14 protein-coding genes and 1 tRNA gene are annotated in these 17,070 nt (G+C 63.4%); all 15 read right to left on the reverse strand.

Features of this window, described 5'->3' with window-relative positions:
* Window positions 1-837 precede the first annotated feature (837 nt).
* Entirely contained in the window at window positions 838-1,350 is a 513-nt protein-coding gene (locus INQ40_RS13155) for an acyltransferase (RefSeq protein ID WP_194340114.1), read from the reverse strand.
* Window positions 1,347-2,015 (reverse strand): hypothetical protein, encoded by a 669-nt coding sequence (locus INQ40_RS13070; RefSeq protein WP_228481970.1) that lies wholly within the window; start codon window positions 2,013-2,015, stop codon window positions 1,347-1,349. Before INQ40_RS13070 ends, INQ40_RS13155 begins: the two co-directional genes overlap by 4 nt.
* 803 nt (window positions 2,016-2,818) lie before the next feature.
* Window positions 2,819-4,255 (reverse strand): undecaprenyl-phosphate glucose phosphotransferase, encoded by a 1,437-nt coding sequence (locus tag INQ40_RS08620; RefSeq protein WP_228481971.1) that lies wholly within the window; start codon window positions 4,253-4,255, stop codon window positions 2,819-2,821.
* A gap of 2 nt (window positions 4,256-4,257) precedes the next feature.
* Window positions 4,258-5,601: an O-antigen ligase family protein gene (locus INQ40_RS08625; RefSeq protein ID WP_228481972.1), complete on the reverse strand. Its 1,344-nt coding sequence runs from the start codon at window positions 5,599-5,601 to the stop codon at window positions 4,258-4,260.
* Between the two features lie 86 nt (window positions 5,602-5,687).
* Window positions 5,688-6,032, reverse strand: coding sequence for a hypothetical protein (locus INQ40_RS08630; RefSeq protein ID WP_194340117.1), 345 nt, complete (start codon window positions 6,030-6,032; stop codon window positions 5,688-5,690).
* A gap of 89 nt (window positions 6,033-6,121) precedes the next feature.
* Window positions 6,122-7,351, reverse strand: a complete 1,230-nt coding sequence (locus INQ40_RS08635; RefSeq protein ID WP_228481973.1) for a hypothetical protein — start codon at window positions 7,349-7,351, stop codon at window positions 6,122-6,124.
* 16 nt (window positions 7,352-7,367) lie between these two features.
* On the reverse strand, window positions 7,368-7,640 hold the full coding sequence (locus INQ40_RS08640) for a hypothetical protein (protein WP_194340119.1): 273 nt from the start codon (window positions 7,638-7,640) through the stop codon (window positions 7,368-7,370).
* Between the two features lie 85 nt (window positions 7,641-7,725).
* The gene (locus tag INQ40_RS08645; protein ID WP_194340120.1) at window positions 7,726-9,903 is read right to left on the reverse strand and encodes a polysaccharide biosynthesis tyrosine autokinase; all 2,178 of its coding nucleotides are present in this window, start codon (window positions 9,901-9,903) and stop codon (window positions 7,726-7,728) included.
* Window positions 9,900-10,580, reverse strand: coding sequence for a polysaccharide biosynthesis/export family protein (locus INQ40_RS08650; protein WP_194340121.1), 681 nt, complete (start codon window positions 10,578-10,580; stop codon window positions 9,900-9,902). The genes INQ40_RS08645 and INQ40_RS08650 overlap by 4 nt, the downstream gene beginning before the upstream one ends.
* 62 nt (window positions 10,581-10,642) lie before the next feature.
* Window positions 10,643-11,476, reverse strand: coding sequence for a CpsB/CapC family capsule biosynthesis tyrosine phosphatase (locus INQ40_RS08655; RefSeq protein ID WP_194340122.1), 834 nt, complete (start codon window positions 11,474-11,476; stop codon window positions 10,643-10,645).
* Window positions 11,477-11,566: 90 nt separating this feature from the next.
* A tRNA-Thr gene (locus tag INQ40_RS08660) sits at window positions 11,567-11,642 on the reverse strand.
* Window positions 11,643-11,730: 88 nt separating this feature from the next.
* Complete coding sequence (gene ispH / locus INQ40_RS08665; RefSeq protein WP_194340123.1) at window positions 11,731-12,678, reverse strand: 4-hydroxy-3-methylbut-2-enyl diphosphate reductase; 948 nt, start codon at window positions 12,676-12,678, stop codon at window positions 11,731-11,733.
* 10 nt (window positions 12,679-12,688) lie between these two features.
* A complete protein-coding gene (lspA, locus tag INQ40_RS08670; RefSeq protein ID WP_194340124.1) occupies window positions 12,689-13,195 on the reverse strand; it encodes a signal peptidase II in 507 nt (168 codons plus the stop codon).
* The gene (ileS, locus tag INQ40_RS08675; protein WP_228482194.1) at window positions 13,195-16,005 is read right to left on the reverse strand and encodes an isoleucine--tRNA ligase; all 2,811 of its coding nucleotides are present in this window, start codon (window positions 16,003-16,005) and stop codon (window positions 13,195-13,197) included. The genes lspA and ileS overlap by 1 nt, the downstream gene beginning before the upstream one ends.
* Window positions 16,006-16,064: 59 nt before the next feature.
* A complete protein-coding gene (locus tag INQ40_RS08680) occupies window positions 16,065-17,018 on the reverse strand; it encodes a bifunctional riboflavin kinase/FAD synthetase (RefSeq protein WP_194340126.1) in 954 nt (317 codons plus the stop codon).
* Window positions 17,019-17,070: the final 52 nt, after the last annotated feature.

Here is a 17,070-nt window from a genome sequence, read left to right on the forward strand (position 1 = left end):
AGCCATTGCTTCGGCCGCGACTAGGCCGAACGCCTCCTCCACTCTGCCAATGCGCCTACTAGGGACAACGACTAATCTAGAGGAATTCATAATTTGTAGAGACTCGAAATGGCTTCTCGAACCTAGAAACGAAACGATTTCACCCACCCCAAGCTGTCGTGCCAATCGGCGGAGGCCCGGCAAAGTTGGCCCCGCGCCCACTATATTCAGCCGTACATTTGGAATTTTCCGCCGAATAATTGGCAAAGCCCTTATCAGCACATCCTGCCCTTTTATAGGAACTAGTCGACCGACACATGAGATATAAATTTCACCGCGGCTGGCAAGGTCGGAACCAGGGAGACCTTTAACCCTTTCTATGAGCTCAAGATCGACGCCCAAGTAATGGACTTGCGCTCGTCCCTCTGAAACACCACATTCGATTGCTTTGCGCCGAACGTACTCCGAGCAGCACAAAACAATATCGGCTCTCCTTAAAACGAATCGCCGCCTAACTGCGTACGTAAGATACCGCAATCGCTTCAGTTTAAAAAACCGGAACCATTCGTAACAAACGTCGAATCCGTGAACGCTAATCACATGCGCCACACCATTCTTGCTCGCGAGCGCACTCCCAAACTGCGCGTCCGGGCCGAAATGAGTGTGCACAACATCAATATTAAGTGATGGACCGCCCTTAAATCCGAGTAGCGAAGATAGCCCGGCGAAAAATCCGAACTGTCCGCTATGATCACTCACCCTCACGCACTCATATCGATAGAGCACATTTTTTTCAAACTCAATGTACGGCTCCGACGAAGCGACGTGCTGCATCCGCACTAGTGCGACGCGCAAAGCTCAACCCCTCATCTTGACGGTTTTTGCTGGGTTTCCGGCAACCACTGAGTATGGTGCCACTGATTTCGTTACAACAGATCCTGCGCCAACAACCGCCCCCTTTCCAATCACGAGTCCTGGAAGGATAATAGCTCGCGCACCGATCCATACGTCGTCACATATCTCTACCGGTAGCTCGGGACCATAACCTTGATCACAGATTCTAACGTCACGGTCCATAAACGAATGATTTCTTGAGAATATAATAACCTCCGGAGCCATTAGTACGTAATCTCCGATCCTCACGGGGCCGTGGATTTCCGCTCTAGCGCCGACGCCCGATCCCATGCCGATACTTACACCCCGGCCTGAACCCAGGTAGGCGCGGCGCTCTATGTTTGCGCCAGCGGAAACTTCGGCGAACTTTGACACCACGAAGCGGCGAATTGGTCGGATGTATGAAAATCCGGGAAACGAACTCGATGGTATAAATTGAACGAAGCCATAGTATAGAGCCATCCATATAATCTTCATTGCGATCCCTTTATTAAGACGTATATCAAAACTACGCACGGCAATGCAATCATCCAGCTTAAAGCTGGAACGGACACGCCAATGCGTCGAATCTTCATAGAATTGGTTGCAATCCACAAAACGTACACCACACCCGAGACTAGGGACCCTATGCCCATCCCCCGTGTTGCGCTCCACCCTAGAAGCGAGTACCCAATTAAGCTCCCAAGTAATATTGACGCCAACGCGCCTATTAGCACCTTCTTGCTGCCACCTGAAGAGTACAGTCCAATCCCAAAAACCGTGCCGAGACCCTTCATAAGCGCCCCGAGTGCCAGCATAAGCATTAAAGTACGATCTGGCACTATGCTAGGCGCAACGAGGGGCACCAATAGCGGCGACGCGGCACTAAGTAAAAATACCAGAGCAATGCCTCCGGTAAACACCAACACCTGGAATATGATCAGCTGATGATGCTGCTCCACCTCAGCTAAATCTAGAATACTCCTACGGAAACTTGGGAATATCAACGCTACGGGGGTTATCAATCCTAGGTTAAGGACAGCAACTAACCGTGCGTGAACATAGTAATTTGATACATCAATGTCCAAAGTTCGCGCCAGCAAAATTGCGCGCTCGATTGCGTCCCCTCCGCTCAATGCTGCAGCTGCAAGCGCAATTGGCATTCCGTATCTTGCCGCGCCAATAAATCTCCGTTCTAGCACGGATGAAATCCCGCTACCGCGACACCTCGGAGCGTTTGGCAAGAGAACTAAAAATGTCGCAAACAGCCGGACGACCAAGAGCCCGTGTAGGGTAACCTCACCGTTAATACGCCATAGAATGGCTGCCATACCCAAGAAGAGTGCCGCGCGCCCTGCAGTGACGCGTGCATAGCCGAACGGGTTTTTTAGCCCACGATTTCGAAACTGCTCAGTAACTGCAGCCCCATCTAGCAGGAGATTAGCCGAGATTAAAGCCGCGACCCCCAACCCGAATGCAAAGGATGCCGGTATATATGCTAGAACTGCAAACACACTGACAGATGCCACAGAGCCATTAAGTATTAAGGATGGCGTCGTATGGGATTGTTTAATCGCATCCGCCCTCATTCTCAGCAGCTGATGGTGCGCGCCCAGTGTAAGTAAACCGGGAAGCAAAACTAGGAGCGCCTCCAGCACGGCCCAAATTGAAAGGTCGTGATGATTTAAGGCGCGCGCGATAATAGGGACCAAGAGGAGTGAACAGAGACCTTGAACTCCGGCAGTCAACCCGAAGACCACAATTTGCGCTCTACCCGAAGAAAGACCCTTGGAATACACAAGAGTGCCGATGGTTTTTCTTTTGGAACCGCACATGGCCAAGTTATCTAGTTGGGGCGACTGAAATCCGAAATATATCTTCCGGAACGCGGACAACGAAAATTCTTTGGCAACTGGAGGATTCAATTTTTGTATGGACAGATCGGCTTTGATCGTAAGCTATAAGGCTAGTATGCATGCTTATCAAAAAAGCCCTTTATCGCGGTAATCAAGATAATCCTAAGGTCAAACCACAATGACCAGTTCTGCACGTAATAAAGGTCGTACTCCACGCGCGCTGCCATTTTCTCGACAGTGTCGGTTTCCCCGCGCAGCCCGTTGACTTGGGCCCACCCGGTGATGCCTGGCTTGATCCGGTGGCGCTGCATGTAGTCCTGCACCACTTCCTTGTACTCATGATTGTGCGCAATGGCGTGCGGGCGGGGACCGACGATCGACATGGTGCCCTGCAGGACGTTCCAGAACTGCGGGAGCTCGTCCAGGCTGGTCCGGCGCAGGAACGCGCCAAACGGGGTGATCCGGGTATCCTGCTTGCGCGCCTGGGTGACCTTGCCTTCCGCCTCCTGGTGCACACGCATACTGCGGAATTTCCACACCTTGATCACCTTGCCGTCACGGCCATGACGCTTCTGGCGGAACAGCACGGGGCCCGGCGAGCTCAGCTTGACGCCGATGGCGATCAAAACAAGCAGCGGCGCGATCAGCACGAGGATGAGGCTGGCAAGCACCTTGTCTTCAATCGCCTTGACCAGGTGCCCGTAACCGTCGAGCGGGCTGTCACGCAAATGGATGACCGGCAGGCCGGCAATCTGGCCGATGCTGTGGTTGAGCAGGCGCAGGCCGAACAGGTCAGGCACCAGCTTGATGTCGGCCGTGGAATGTCTCAGCGCGGCCAATGCAGTATCAATCTGGGATTGCGCGCTCAGCGGCAATGCGATCCAGACCTGGTTGATCCGCCGCTCCTCCACGTAGGCAGCGAGCGTCGTCATATCCCCAAGGCGCGGAATGCTGTCGATGCGACCGTTGTCCACTGGCGTGCTGAACCAGCCCTGCACCCGGATGCCCGCCCAGCGTTCGCGCTTCAGCGTTTCCACGATGCGACTGGCCTCGGCGGTAGCGCCCACCACTACTGCTGTGCGCAAATCCAGCCCCTGTTGACGCACCAGTGCGGCGGAGCTGCGACAAAGCAGGCGTACTCCACCAAGGCCGACCAGTGCACCGGCGTACCAGGCGCCCCACCAGACACGCGACACATCGCCGGCCAGCTTCAATCCCACTGCGAACAGCAACCCCGCGGCAAATGCGACCGTCCACAGCCCTGCGGCGCGAAAATACTCGGCGCTCAATGTCGATCCGCGCCAGCTCTGGTACAGCGAAGAGGTGTTGAACACCAGCACCGCAAATAACGTGCCGGCGGCGATGTTGCGCTGGTAGTCCAATGGAATATCAAGTGTTTCAAAGCGGAGCCAGTACGCGATCATCCCCGTCAACACGAGCACGCCGAGGTCGGACGCGCGAAGCATCACGTTGAACAGCGCGGTGTACTTGCTCGGTGTGCGGAGGCGAAGCTGTCCGCCGCTGCGATGCAACTCTGAAAACGCCATGCTCAAACGCTTCCCTGTTGGCGGCTGCCCACGGTCAGCACCGCCAGCACCAAGCCAAACACGACCGCGATGGCAAGCGTCCGCAGCGGGTAGTCGACCAGCGAGTGAGCCAGCGGCACGAATACAGCGATTGCTGCCGCGCCCAGCACCGGATCCTCTTGTTCGCGGTTACGGCGCAATGATATCCACGCAGCAACAAGCAGCAGTCCGACAAACCCCAGAACTAACAGCAGGCCCGGGACTCCCGCTTCGGCGCCAATTTGCAGCAGGTCGTTGTGGGCATGCAACGCGTGCGTCGAACCCATCGCGTCCACCGGCTCAAACGGCGCGTACGCATCCCGGAAGCTGCCCAGACCGCTGCCCCACGGCAGGTAAGCACGCGCCATCGTCAGGCCGTGCTGGACGTACTGCCAACGCAGGTCCTCCAGCGGATCCTGTTCCAGCCGCCGGACGATGCCGTCCCAGGCGTAATAACCGACCGCGAGCACCCCCGCCAAGCCCGCGAGTAATGGGGCGGCGTGCTTTACGGAAGTGCGCGCGGCGGGTCTGCCAACCGGTCGAAGCACCAGCACGCTGGCGACCACCGCTACGCAGGCGAGCGCGAAACCGGTGCGGGAGTAGCTCAATGCTGCAGCCAGGAACAATACGACCGTTAATCCGTACCAGAGGAAGACTAGCGCCTGTACCCGCTGGCGCTGCGCCATCACCCCGAACGCGATTGAGAAAGGCAGCAGCATCGCGAGCAGGTCGCCGAAATGGTTGCGGTTCGCAAAAGTGCCAATGGCACCCATCGGATGGTGGTAGTCGTAGAACCGCAGTGGCGAATGGCTCCCCGCCGCCGCCTGCGCGAAGCCGAGAAGTGCCATGGCTGCCGCGCCCACGAGCGCGACCTGGAGCAACCGTTCGCGGGTATCCACCGACAGCGAGGAAGCGAGCAACCAGCTGGCGCCGAAGGTCGCCAGAGCCGCCAGACTGCGCACGGTGCCCCAGCGGTCGAGCGTCATGGGAAGCCACGCTGGTGCGCTACCTGTAGCGATCAAGTCGCTGATAACGTCGCCACGCTGCGGGAGGACAGAGAACCAGGTTGCTGGAAGCGGAACCAGCTGGAGCGCGCTCAGGGCGATGGCGCCCAGGAGGAGATAAAGCACTGCCCGTTGTAACGCGCTCGCGTGATGGTGACGCCATCGCGTCACGCCAAGCCAAAGCGCAGGCACGGCAAGCAGATGCACAACGGCATCGCCCGTCCCACGTGGCCCGCCTCCAAATGTCATCGCGACAACCAGCAGCGAAGCCGCTGCAACACCGCCAATGAGATCAGGCGTCCCCCCGGCGCCGTCCTTCCGCATCACCTTTTTCGCTCCGTTTTGCTTGCCCGCTAAAGGAACCGGCCGCACATGCGGCCGGGAGCCTTCGCCTTGTTTTCCAGCGCTGCTTAGGGACTGGACGGCGGGTCTTTCTTCTTGCTGCTGCTGCCACCACCGGCGGCAACGGCGACGACGATCAGGCCGCCTGCTGCGGCGGCGATAACGCCGGGCGACACCGCCGCCGAGGTCTTGACCACGCGAACGCCGTCGGCGGTCTTCATGACCGGCTTGCCAGTGGCCGGGTCGATGACCGCCTCGCCCGTGGCCGGGTCAACGACCGGCTGGAGTGAGGACTCCTCAACCAGGAACTCGGCTTCTTCACCCTGCTGGGCGGCCGGCAACGGCTCCGGGGATTGCGCGAAAGCGCTGCCAAATGCGAACGTGGCGGCGAATGCCAAAATCAGATGCTTCATTTATCGTCCCTTGATTCGAGCGCCGCAAAACACGGTCGCGTTGACCGCACAGCATATACATCGACCGCAGCGGCATCAAGCCGAAGCGGCTATCCCCCGGCCACGCGAACTATCTCGACATCGTCGACGTACAGCGTGCCGCGCATTTGGCGCTCGGTGAGATTCCGGCCTGTGTGACGCAGGAGCAGTTGCTGGCCTGCACAGTTGGCATTGATCGCGAAGTCCCCTTCGACCGTCTGCCACCCGCGTGACTGCGGCAGCGCAAGCTCGGCGACGCGGTCTTTGCTGCCCTCGCAGGTCAGTTGCCACACGAATGGACGCGTGCTGCCGGTACGGTTGTCGGCCGACGCCCGCAAGCGCCAGGTGCCTGCGGGCAGCGCGAGTGGCTGGCGAACGTGTGCGAACTGGACGGCACGTCCACTGAACGCGATGGCAAGGGAATGGTTGCCCGAATGCGGATTGCCCGCGTCCGGGCCAATCACCACGCCCGGCATGCTGCGGATCTGCCAGGCAAACCCCTCGCTGATATCGGGATGCTCGAAGCCGCCATCAAATACCGGCTTCGCGGCGCCGCGGACCGCCGGGTCGAGGGAGCTGATCCACGCGGCACGTGCGACCTGCGGGCTGCCGCCGCGCGCCAGCAATGCGACGCGCGCCTGCAGCTCATCATCCTTGAGCGGGTGTCGGGTGGCCAGTTCGTCCAGCATGGCCAGTGCGGGGCCAGGCGGCGTGTCACCCGCCCGCAGGGTCCGGACGAGCGCAGCGCGCCACGGTGGGTCCATCCCGACGCGGTCGATCAAAGCGGCGCGGAACTCGGGGAACTCCAGCAGCGTGAGCATTTGCGCAAATACCGGCGCGCGGATATCGGGAGCCACACGAAGCAACGCGTCCAGATGCGTCACTGCGGCGACGCTGTCGTTGTCGACCAATGCACGCTGAGCCAGCAGGGCCTGCGCCATGCGATCGCGCGGCCAGCGCTCGGTGGCGATCCCCAACAATTTGCCTGCACCGGCGTCGTCCCCTGTGGCCATCGCCACCTGGCCAAGTACCCGGTAGGCGCGCCCATCGATGGGCCGCATGGTCAGAGCCTTGCGCGCGCTTGTCGCGGCGTTTTCAGGTAGTCCGGTTGCAGGGTCCGCGTGATCATCGACCGACTCGATCAGGCGGTCCGGGCCGTACGGGCGCCCGACTGATCCATCCACCCGAGCCAGCTGCACCGCCAAAACGGCCAGGATCGCGGCTGCGCAACACGCGAACGCCGTGCGTAATGCGCCGGCGCGCGACAAAGCGAAGGGGCCTTGCGGCCCCTCGCCTGACACGTCGGATTGTCCGCGCTTACGGGCTGGACGGACGGTCGTCACTCGAGTCATTGATATTGTTGATAATCACGGCGCCAAGGGCGACGCCAGCGGCAATCCACATGGTATTCCGCGCCCCGCGGGCCTTTGCATTGGCCGAGCTTTCCGCCGAGGCGGGCATTGATGCGGGGGTAGCGTTGGCCGACGCAGATTGCGCCGACACCATCTCGACAGCCGGGACGGCTGCCTGCGCGAACGCGCTGCCACTGGCGACCAAGGCAACGACGGCAAACATCCATTTCAAATTCATACTTCACTCCTGAGCGGGGATTGCTGGTTGGATACTTTTAATGCGAACAAAGGCAGCTTAGCAGGACCGTGTATAGGAAGGGTCATCACTTTGCGTCGCTGGCGCCATAACTGTAATAGCTGTAGCCATAGCCCTCGCCCTTGCGTTTGTGGTCAAAACCGGTAAGCAACGTGCCCAGCAGGTGCGCACGGACGCTGACAAGGCGGTCCGATGCGACCTGCAACGCGTCGCTGCGGGTCTTCTCTGCGGAAACTACCAAGAGCGTCGCCTCGACACGGTTTGCCAGCAGCGGCGCATCGGCCAACCCCAAAACCGGAGGACCATCGAGGACGATGACATCGAAATCCCGACGCAGTGACTCGAGCAGTCCCGCCAGACCGTCGCCGGCCAGGAGTTCCGGGGGGCTGGGAGGTAGCGGTCCTGACGTGATCACCGAAAGTGTGCTGCCCGAGACCGGTTGGACCACGTCGCCGATCTGCGCGGCACCCGCCAGCAGGCTGGACAGGCCGACGCTGTTGGAAAGGCTCATCAGACGATGGACAGAGGGGTTACGCAGATCGGCGTCCACCAGCACCACCCGCTGGTCCAGCTGGGCGATGTTGCGGGCGAGCTCCATTGCGGTCGTTGACTTCCCTTCCGACGCGCTCGCACTGGTAACCAGCAGACTATGGGGAAGCCCATGCGGCGTGGAAAACTGAAGCGCGGTGCGGAGTGATCGATAGGCCTCTGCAAACGGAGACCGAGCGTCCTCCGCCGCCTGCGCGGGCGAGATACCTTCGCCCAGCAACGGGATGACACCCAGCACCGGGCGGGGGATCAGTGCGCGCAGCGCGTCCGGGGTCTTCACCGTGCGGTCCAGGAAGTGCAGCACGAATGCCGCCAGCACGCCCAGGAAGCCACCCAACAGCAGGCCGACCGCGAGGTTCAGTGCCAGGCGCGGCGAGTGCCGGCGATTGGGCACGATCGCCGGATCGATCACCGAGATGTTGTTGGCCCCCACCCCGCCGGCGACGCCGATCTCCTTGTAGCGCTGCAGCAGCGCGTCGTAGATCTGGCGGTTGGTGTCGGCCTCGCGTCGCAGGATGTTGTACTGGATGCTGCGGCCTTCCAGGTCAAGCACGTCGCCACGCAGCGTGGTCAGTTGCTCGCGCATCAGCGCTTCCTGACGGACGGCAGCGTCGTAGTCGGCCTTGATGGCGGAGCGGATGTTGGCGACTTCGGTCGCAACCTGGCTGTCGAGCTCCCTGATCTGCCCCTGCAGGCGGACCATATCTGGATATTCCGGCTTGTACACGCCCAGGTTCTGCTGGTACTCGGCGGCCAGTCCGGCGCGCTGCTCGCGCAGCTTCTGGATCAACAGGTTGGACACCACCTGTGGCAGGCCCAGTCCGCTGCCAGTATTGGCATGACGCCAGCGAGACTCCGCCTGTATGCGCTCGTCCTGCACCTTGGACAGGCTGGCGTTGAGCTGGGACAGGTTCTGCGCCGACAGCGATGGTGCGCCCTCGCCCACCGAAACGATCTGCTCGCGCTCGGAGAACTGGACCAGTTCCTTCTCCGAGTCTTCGAGCCGCGCCTTCAGCTGCGCCAGCCGCTCTTCAAGATACTTGGTGGCGTAGGCGGACGCGTCGAAACGGCGCTCCAGATTGCTGGCGATGAAGCCTTCGGCGTAGGCGTTTGCAACGCGCGCAGCCAGTTGTGGGTCGGGCGAGTCGAAGTTGACCTTGACCAGACGCGAGTTGCGCACCGGCTCGATGGTCAGAGCTTCGGCCATCGACTCCACAAGAGCCTGCTCCCGTGCCAGCTGAGCGGCCGCAGGCGCCGCTTGGGCACCGTCGCCCTTGGCCAGGCGCTCATTCACCTTTTCAATGGTCTTGGCAAAGTGCGGATTTTCGACCAGGTTCAGGTCCTGGATGACGCGCTGCGCCAGCGAGCGGCTTTGCAGCAATTCGTACTGGGTCTGGTAGAAGTCGCGATCCTGTGGACTCTCTATCGGTGCCAATCCTTCGAAGCTGGTCACCTTCATGGTGTCGCGTTCGATCTGTACCGTGGTCGCGGCGCGATAGATCGGCGTCGCCAGCAGGGTGATCACCAGCGTCAGCAGCACCACCGTCCCGAGCACGCCCAGCACCAGCCACTGGCGCTCGCGCAGGATCTGCCAGTAGGCCAGCAGGTCGATCTCGTCATCATCCGGCCGTGCGGGTGCAGCCAGGTCCTGCTCGCGGATGCTGCCAGGCGCGACGTTTTCCATCTGGCTGCTCATCGGTAGGCCCTCCACACCGCGACAAACGGCGCAAGTTTGATCAGGTTCTGCAGCGCCACCTTGCCGGTGGACGTGTCCACGACGACGATGTCCTCACCCTGCAGAACCGGGTCATTCAATTTCCCACCGATGATCTGGTCCACGTCAAAGCGGGCGAAATGGCGCACGCCGCCCACGGTGCGGAACACCAGCACGTTCTTGTGGCTGGCTACGGGGTCCAGCCCCTCGGCCAACGCCAACGCCTGTAAAAGGGTCACCTGCGACGCAATCGGGTAGATGCCGGGCTTCGCCACGGAGCCGCTGACGGTGACGCGCTGGCTGGAGAATTCCTTGACGAAGATCGACACCTGCGGATTCTGCAGGTAGCTGGCCGCGTAGCGGCGGGCGACATCGCCCTCCATCTCGGTCACGGTCATGCCGGCGACATTGATGACGCCGATCAGCGGCAGGGACACCTGGCCGGAGTTGTTGACGCGGATCTCGCGGTCTAGGTCTTCCACCTGGAACACCGTGACGGTGAGCAGGTCGCTGGGGCCGATGCGATACTCCGGACGACCGACGGCCTCGGCCACGGGATCACCCTGGGGAAGCACATCCACCGCACCGCTGGCGCCCGGACCTCGACTGGCACATGCGGAAAGAAGCAACGCGCATGCGAGCGCAGCGAATCTTGTCAAGTTCGGCAAAGCAGTGGTTCCCCGGAACGTGCGGCGAGCAGCGCTGAAATGTTGACCGCTAATTATGCCCGACTTGAGCGCAATCCGCGCAGGAAACGTGCCAGCGCCGAACCCGAACGCGGCGCATCCGCGCTGCGGACAGTGAAGCCGGGAGTGGAAAACAACGGGGGAGGCAACAGCTCCGGCGCAGTGTCGGCAAGGATGCCTGCCGGTCGTGTGCTCACCATGTGCGTCGCTTCCTGCGCGCCGACCAGCGCAGCGGCGGCCTCGCGCGCCTCGGCCAGCAACGGCGGCCGGCGCGTCGGGTGATGCGCATCGGTGGCCAGAACCATGCAGTGGCCGTCACCGACGAACCGCTCGCCCCAGTACTTGACGCGCTTGCCGAAGCGACCGGTCATGGCGCCCGCGGTGATCTGCATCCACGCGCCACGGCGGCTGATGCGCTCGAACACGTCGTACTGGTCTTCCACCCAGCTCAGACGCTCCGGGTGGGTGATCAGCACGGTGTAGCCGGCGGTCATCAGCTCGAACACCGACTCCTCGAAACGCGGCGGGGCGACGTGATGGGACGGCTCCAGCAGGAGGTAACGCGAGCCGGCGATGGTCGGCACGCTGCCCCCGCGCAGGCCGTCGCTCAGCCCGGGCACCAGGTGCACGTCAGCGTTGGCATGCAGCCGCAGCGGGATTGAGCGCTGGTCCAGTTCGGACTGCAGGGAGGCCACGGCGGTGTGGATTCCGGCAGCGTCGTTGTCGTACATGCCCGGATAGATGTGCGGGCTGCAGGCGATCTCGCGGATGCCGTCGGCGGCAGCGATGCGCGCCATCTCCAGCGCCATGTCCAGATCGGTCGCGCCGTCGTCGATGCCCGGCAGGATGTGGCAATGCAGGTCAAACATGCAGGAGATTAAACACGTGGGAGATGCAACATGACGGAGTCTCACTGAACAGAAATGCAAAAAGCCCCGGCGGGGCCGAGGCTTTGCATCTGGTGCCGCAAGGCGGAATCGAACCGTCGACCTACTGATTACGAATCAGTTGCTCTACCAACTGAGCTATTGCGGCAAAGAGGCGGAATTGTAGGCGTCCGCATGGGTCTGGTCAAACCGGCGCGCGCCGCGCGCGTGCTTCGCGGACGGTTGCACAGTGCACGCTACGCCTTCAGCGGCCGCAGCTCCTTGGGCAGCGCGAACACCATGTTTTCCGGCTCGCCCTTCAGGTCCATCAGGTTGCCGGCGCCCAATTCGCGGAGGCGGTCGATCACCCCCCGCACCAGCACCTCCGGCGCGGAGGCGCCCGCGGTGATGCCGATCTTGCGGCGTCCGACCAGCCAGTCCGGGTTGATCTCGTCGGCCCCGTCGATCAGGTGGGCTTCCACGCCCTCGCGGTCGGCCAACTCGCGCAGGCGGTTGGAGTTGGAGCTGTTGACCGAGCCCACCACCAGCACCAGGTCGCACTCGCGGGTCAGGTCGCGCACGGCGTCCTGACGGTTCTGGGTGGCGTAGCAGATGTCGTCCTTCTTCGGCCCCTGGATCAGCGGGTAGCGCTCGCGCAGGGCGTTGATAATCGCCCGGGTGTCATCCACCGACAGCGTCGTCTGGGTGGTGTAGGAGACGTGGTCGGGCTGCTCGATCTGCAGTGTGGCCACGTCCTCCAGGTTCTCCACCAGATAGATCCGGCCGCTCGTGTCGCTGGCCTTCCACTGCCCCATGGTGCCCTCCACTTCCGGATGGCCGGCGTGGCCGATCAGCACCATGTCGCGGCCGGCGCGGCACTCGCGGCTGACTTCCAGGTGCACCTTGGTCACCAGCGGGCAGGTCGCGTCGAATACCTTCAGCCCCCGACGGTCGGCCTCGGCGCGCACCGCACGCGAGACGCCGTGGGCGCTGAAGATCACCGTCGCGCCGTCGGGCACTTCGTCGAGCTCTTCGACGAACACCGCGCCGCGCTGCTTGAGGTCGTCGACGACGAACTTGTTGTGCACGACTTCGTGGCGCACGTAGATCGGCGCGCCGAACAGTTCCAGCGAGCGGTTGACGATCTCGATGGCGCGATCGACGCCGGCGCAGAAACCCCGGGGGTTGGCAAGAATCAGGTCCATGCCGTTGATTTTACGCCTTTCGTCCGGACAGCAGGCCAAACAGCGCGATACCGATGGCGCCGCCGACGATTGCGGCGTCCGCGATGTTGAACGCCGGCCAGTACCAGTCCTGCCAATGCCACTGGATGAAGTCGACCACGTGCCCGTGGATCAGGCGGTCGACGACGTTGCCGATCGCCCCGCCGATGACCAGCGCGTACGGCAGCGCGGTCTTCCAGTCGCCGCGCGGAGTGCGCCACAACCAGTAGCCGAGCAACCCGCTGATGCCCGCGGCAAGCACCACGAAGAAGTACTTCTGCCAGCCGCTGGCATCGCTGAGGAAACTGAACGCCGCGCCGGTGTTGTAGGTGCGGTACCAGTTCCAGACGCCCTCGATCACCGGCACGGGAGTGTATTCCGGCAGCGATGAGAGCACCCACGCCTTGCTGAGCTGGTCGAGCACGATCACGACGGCCGACAGCGCCAGCCAGACCAGCGCGTTGGGCTTTACGCCCGCCGTTGCGTCAACGGCCGCCATCAGAACCACTTCCTGTGTTCGCCGTTGCCGTCCACGTTGTCCACGCAGCGGCCACACAGGGTCGGATGCGCGGCGTGCGTGCCGACGTCCTCGCGGTGATGCCAGCAGCGGCTGCACTTGGGCTTGGTGCTGGGAATGGCGATCACCTCGATCTCGGATGCGGCATCGTTGGAGGACATGTAAACGTCGCCGCTGATGAACAGGAAGCGCAGCTCGTCGACGAACGGCGACAGCCAGTTCTGGTCCGCGACGCCGCAGCGCAGGGCGATCTCGGCATCCAGCGCGGCACCGATCTTGCCCTCGGCGCGCATCGGCTCCAGCACCTTGCTCATCTGCTCGCGCAGGGTCATCAGGCGCTTGAAGTCGTCGGCCGACAGCGGCGCGTCGTCCGGCAGCGGGGCCAGGCCGTCGTACCAGGTGGCAAACAGCACATTGCCCTCGCGCGGACCGTTTGCGGTGACGGCCGGCAGGTGGTTCCACATCTCCTCGGCGGTGAAGCTGAGGATCGGCGCGATCCAGCGCACGAACGCCTCGGCGATGCGGTGCATCGCCGCCTGCGCCGAACGCCGGCCCGGCGAGTTCTCCTGCATCGTGTACAGGCGGTCCTTGGTGACATCCAGGTACAGCGAGCCCAGGTCGACGCTGCAGAAATTGGCGAGGATCTGCACGATCTCGGGGAAATCGTAGGCGGCGTAGGCGTCCACGATCCGCTGCTGCAGGCCGTATGCGCGGTGCACGATCCAGCGGTCCAGCTCGACCATCTCGTCGACCGGCATCAGGTGCGTGGCCGGGTCGAAGCCGTGCAGGTTGCCCAGCAGGAAGCGCGCGGTGTTGCGGATGCGGCGGTAGCCGTCGCCGCTGCGCTTGAGGATCTCGTCGGAGACCGACATCTCGTTGCGGTAGTCGGCCGAGGCGATCCACAGCCGCAGCACGTCGGCGCCCATCGCGTCGATGACCTTCTGCGGAGCGACCACGTTGCCGAGCGACTTGGACATCTTGCGACCGGCGGCATCGACCGCGAAGCCGTGTGTCAGCACCTGCCGGTAGGGCGCGACGCCGTCCATCGCCACGCCGGTCAGCAGCGAGGACTGGAACCAGCCGCGGTGCTGGTCGGAGCCTTCCAGGTACAAATCGGCCGGCTTGCGCAGCCCGTCTTCGGGACGCTGCGCGAGCACGCACTCGTGGGTGACGCCCGAGTCGAACCAGACATCGAGGATGTCGGTGACCTTTTCGTAGTCGCCCGCCTCATCACCCAGGAGGCTGGCCGGGTCCAGCGAGTACCAGACGTCGATGCCCTCGGCCTCCACCAGCGCGGCCACCTGGTGCATCAGCTCGACCGAGCGCGGGTGCGGCTCGCCGCTGATGCGGTGGATGAACAGGGCGATCGGCACGCCCCAGGTGCGCTGGCGGCTGATGCACCAGTCCGGGCGGCCCTCGACCATGCCGGCGATGCGCGCCTGGCCCCATTCGGGGATCCACGCGACGTCCTTGATCGCCTGCAGCGCGTCGGCGCGCAGGTCGGCCTTGTCCATCGAGATGAACCACTGCGGCGTGGCCCGGAACGCGACCGGCGTCTTGTGCCGCCAGCAGTGCGGGTAGCTGTGCTCGGTGCGGGTCGCGGCCAGCAGCGCGTCGGTGCCGCGCAGGGCATCGACGATGATGTCGTTGGCCTTCCAGATGTGGTTGCCTTCGAGGGCGGTGTCGCCCATCGGCGGCGTGCCGGGCAGGTAGACGCCGCGGGCGTCGACCGGGTTGATCTGGGCGGCGGTGTACTGCTGGATCAGGTCGTATTGGCGCGCGACCGCGAAGTCTTCCTGGCCGTGGCCGGGCGCCGTGTGGACGTTGCCGGTGCCGTCCTCGTCGGAGACGTGCTCACCCAGCAGCAGCGGGATCTCGCGCTCGGCGTAGAACGGGTGCTGGACGACCAGCGATTCCAGATCCTCGCCCTTGGCGTGACCGTGCACGATGACTTCGTCAACGCCGTAGCGGGCCAGCGCAGCCGCCGCCAGCGTCTCGGCCAGGACCAGCCAGCGACGGCCGCCGTCGACACGCGCGGGGCCCTCGACCAGCACGTAATCGATCGCCGGGCCGACGCTGATCGCCAGGCTCGCCGGCAGCGTCCACGGCGTGGTGGTCCAGATCGGGACCGCCATCTGCACGTCGTCATCGGCGACCGCGCCGAAGCGGGTCGCGAACTTTTCCGCCGACAGGGCCGTGTAGGCGACATCGACCGCCGGGGAGACCTTGTCGGCGTACTCGATTTCCGCCTCGGCCAGCGCCGAGCCGCAGTCAAAGCACCAGTGCACCGGCTTGGAGCCGCGCACCAGGTGGCCCCGCTCGATGATCTTCGCCAGCGAGCGCAGCATGCCCGCCTCGTAGCTGAAATCCATCGAGCGGTACGGGTTGTCCCAATCGCCGATCACGCCCAGGCGCTTGAAGTCCGTCCGCTGCAGTTCGATCTGCTCGGCCGCGTACTCGCGGCACTTCTGGCGGAATCCGACCGCGTCCAGCTTGACGCCGACCTTGCCGTACTTCTTCTCGACGGCGATCTCGATCGGCAGGCCGTGGCAATCCCAGCCCGGGACATAGGGCGCGTCGAAGCCCGACAGCAGCTTGGACTTGACCACCATGTCCTTGAGCACCTTGTTGACCGCGTGGCCGATGTGGATCACGCCGTTCGCATACGGGGGACCGTCGTGCAGGACGAAGGTCTCGCGCGATGCGGTGTGCTCGCGGATGCGGGCGTACAGGCCTTCTTCCTCCCAGCGGGCGAGCGTGAGCGGCTCGCGCTTGGGCAGGTCGCCGCGCATCGGAAAGTCCGTCGATGGCAGGTTCAGGGTGGACTTGTAGGGATTGGCGTTTTTATCGCTCACGCAGTGGCTCGCGGTGTAGGGGTCAGGATGGCGCGCGCCTGCTCGGCGTCGCGGTGCATCTGCGCGGTCAGGGCCGGCAGATCGTCAAAGGTTTCCTCGTCGCGCAGCCTGGCGACGAACTCCACCGTGATCCGGCGACCGTACAGGTCACCGTGGAAGTCGAACAGGTGGGCCTCCAGCAGCGGCTCCGTGCCGTTCACGGTCGGCCGCGTGCCAAGGCTGGACACCGAGGCGATGGGCTCGTCCCCCACCCCGTGCACCCAGGTGGCATAGATGCCCGACAGCGCCGGCGTCTTGCCGCCAAAACGGATGTTGGCGGTCGGATAGCCCAGCGTGCGGCCCAGTTGAGCGCCGCGCACGACCCGGCCACTGATGGCGTACGGGCGGCCCAGCATCCGCGCCGCGGTGGCGAAGTCGCCGGCCTGCAGTTCCTCGCGGATGCGCGTGCTGGACACGCGCTCGCCATCCAGCGTGACCGGCTCGATCGCGCCCGCGATGAAGCCCGGGCTGGCCTGCGCGCCCATGCGCTGCAGCAGCGCCAGGTCGCCGCCACGGTTCCTGCCGAACTGGAAGCCCGGCCCGACCCACACCTCGCGCGCCTGCAACAGTCGCACCAGCACCTCGTTGACGAAATCCTCCGCGCTCATCGAGGCCATGCGCTTCCTGAAGCGCAGCAGCCCGACCTGGTCGATGCCCAGCTCACACAGCCCTTCCGCCTTGGCCCGCGGCGAGAGCAGTCGCGGCGGCGGCGCGCCACGCGCGAACAACTCGCGCGGCAACGGCTCGAAACTGAGGGCGACGGCGGGCAACTTCAATGCCTGCGCACGCTCCACCGCATGGCCGACCAGTGCCCGATGGCCGCGGTGCAGGCCATCAAACGCGCCGATGCAGACCACGCTCCCGCGTGGGCACCGGGTCCCGCCTTCGATATCCCTGAACAGCTTGCTCATCGTCGCGGAGTATAGCCGCCGGGCGGCGCGGCCCGACGTGACCGGCCATCGC

This window comes from Lysobacter sp. H21R4 (assembly GCF_015277535.1).
Lineage (GTDB): Bacteria > Pseudomonadota > Gammaproteobacteria > Xanthomonadales > Xanthomonadaceae > Novilysobacter > Novilysobacter ciconiae.

Bases quoted from the DNA above. Each gene is read 5' to 3' on its own strand.
- ispH (WP_194340123.1), bottom strand. From the start codon at position 12,678: ATGGACCTGATTCTTGCCAACCCCCGGGGTTTCTGCGCCGGCGTCGAT.
- lspA (WP_194340124.1), bottom strand. From the start codon at position 13,195: ATGGCGGCCGTTGACGCAACGGCGGGCGTAAAGCCCAACGCGCTGGTC.
- INQ40_RS13155 (WP_194340114.1), bottom strand. From the start codon at position 1,350: ATGAAGATTATATGGATGGCTCTATACTATGGCTTCGTTCAATTTATA.
- INQ40_RS13070 (WP_228481970.1), bottom strand. From the start codon at position 2,015: ATGCCAATTGCGCTTGCAGCTGCAGCATTGAGCGGAGGGGACGCAATC.
- INQ40_RS08680 (WP_194340126.1), bottom strand. From the start codon at position 17,018: ATGAGCAAGCTGTTCAGGGATATCGAAGGCGGGACCCGGTGCCCACGC.
- INQ40_RS08645 (WP_194340120.1), bottom strand. From the start codon at position 9,903: ATGAGCAGCCAGATGGAAAACGTCGCGCCTGGCAGCATCCGCGAGCAG.
- INQ40_RS08640 (WP_194340119.1), bottom strand. From the start codon at position 7,640: ATGAATTTGAAATGGATGTTTGCCGTCGTTGCCTTGGTCGCCAGTGGC.
- INQ40_RS08620 (WP_228481971.1), bottom strand. From the start codon at position 4,255: ATGGCGTTTTCAGAGTTGCATCGCAGCGGCGGACAGCTTCGCCTCCGC.
- ileS (WP_228482194.1), bottom strand. From the start codon at position 16,005: ATGCGCGGCGACCTGCCCAAGCGCGAGCCGCTCACGCTCGCCCGCTGG.
- INQ40_RS08655 (WP_194340122.1), bottom strand. From the start codon at position 11,476: ATGTTTGACCTGCATTGCCACATCCTGCCGGGCATCGACGACGGCGCG.
- INQ40_RS08630 (WP_194340117.1), bottom strand. From the start codon at position 6,032: ATGAAGCATCTGATTTTGGCATTCGCCGCCACGTTCGCATTTGGCAGC.
- INQ40_RS08625 (WP_228481972.1), bottom strand. From the start codon at position 5,601: ATGCGGAAGGACGGCGCCGGGGGGACGCCTGATCTCATTGGCGGTGTT.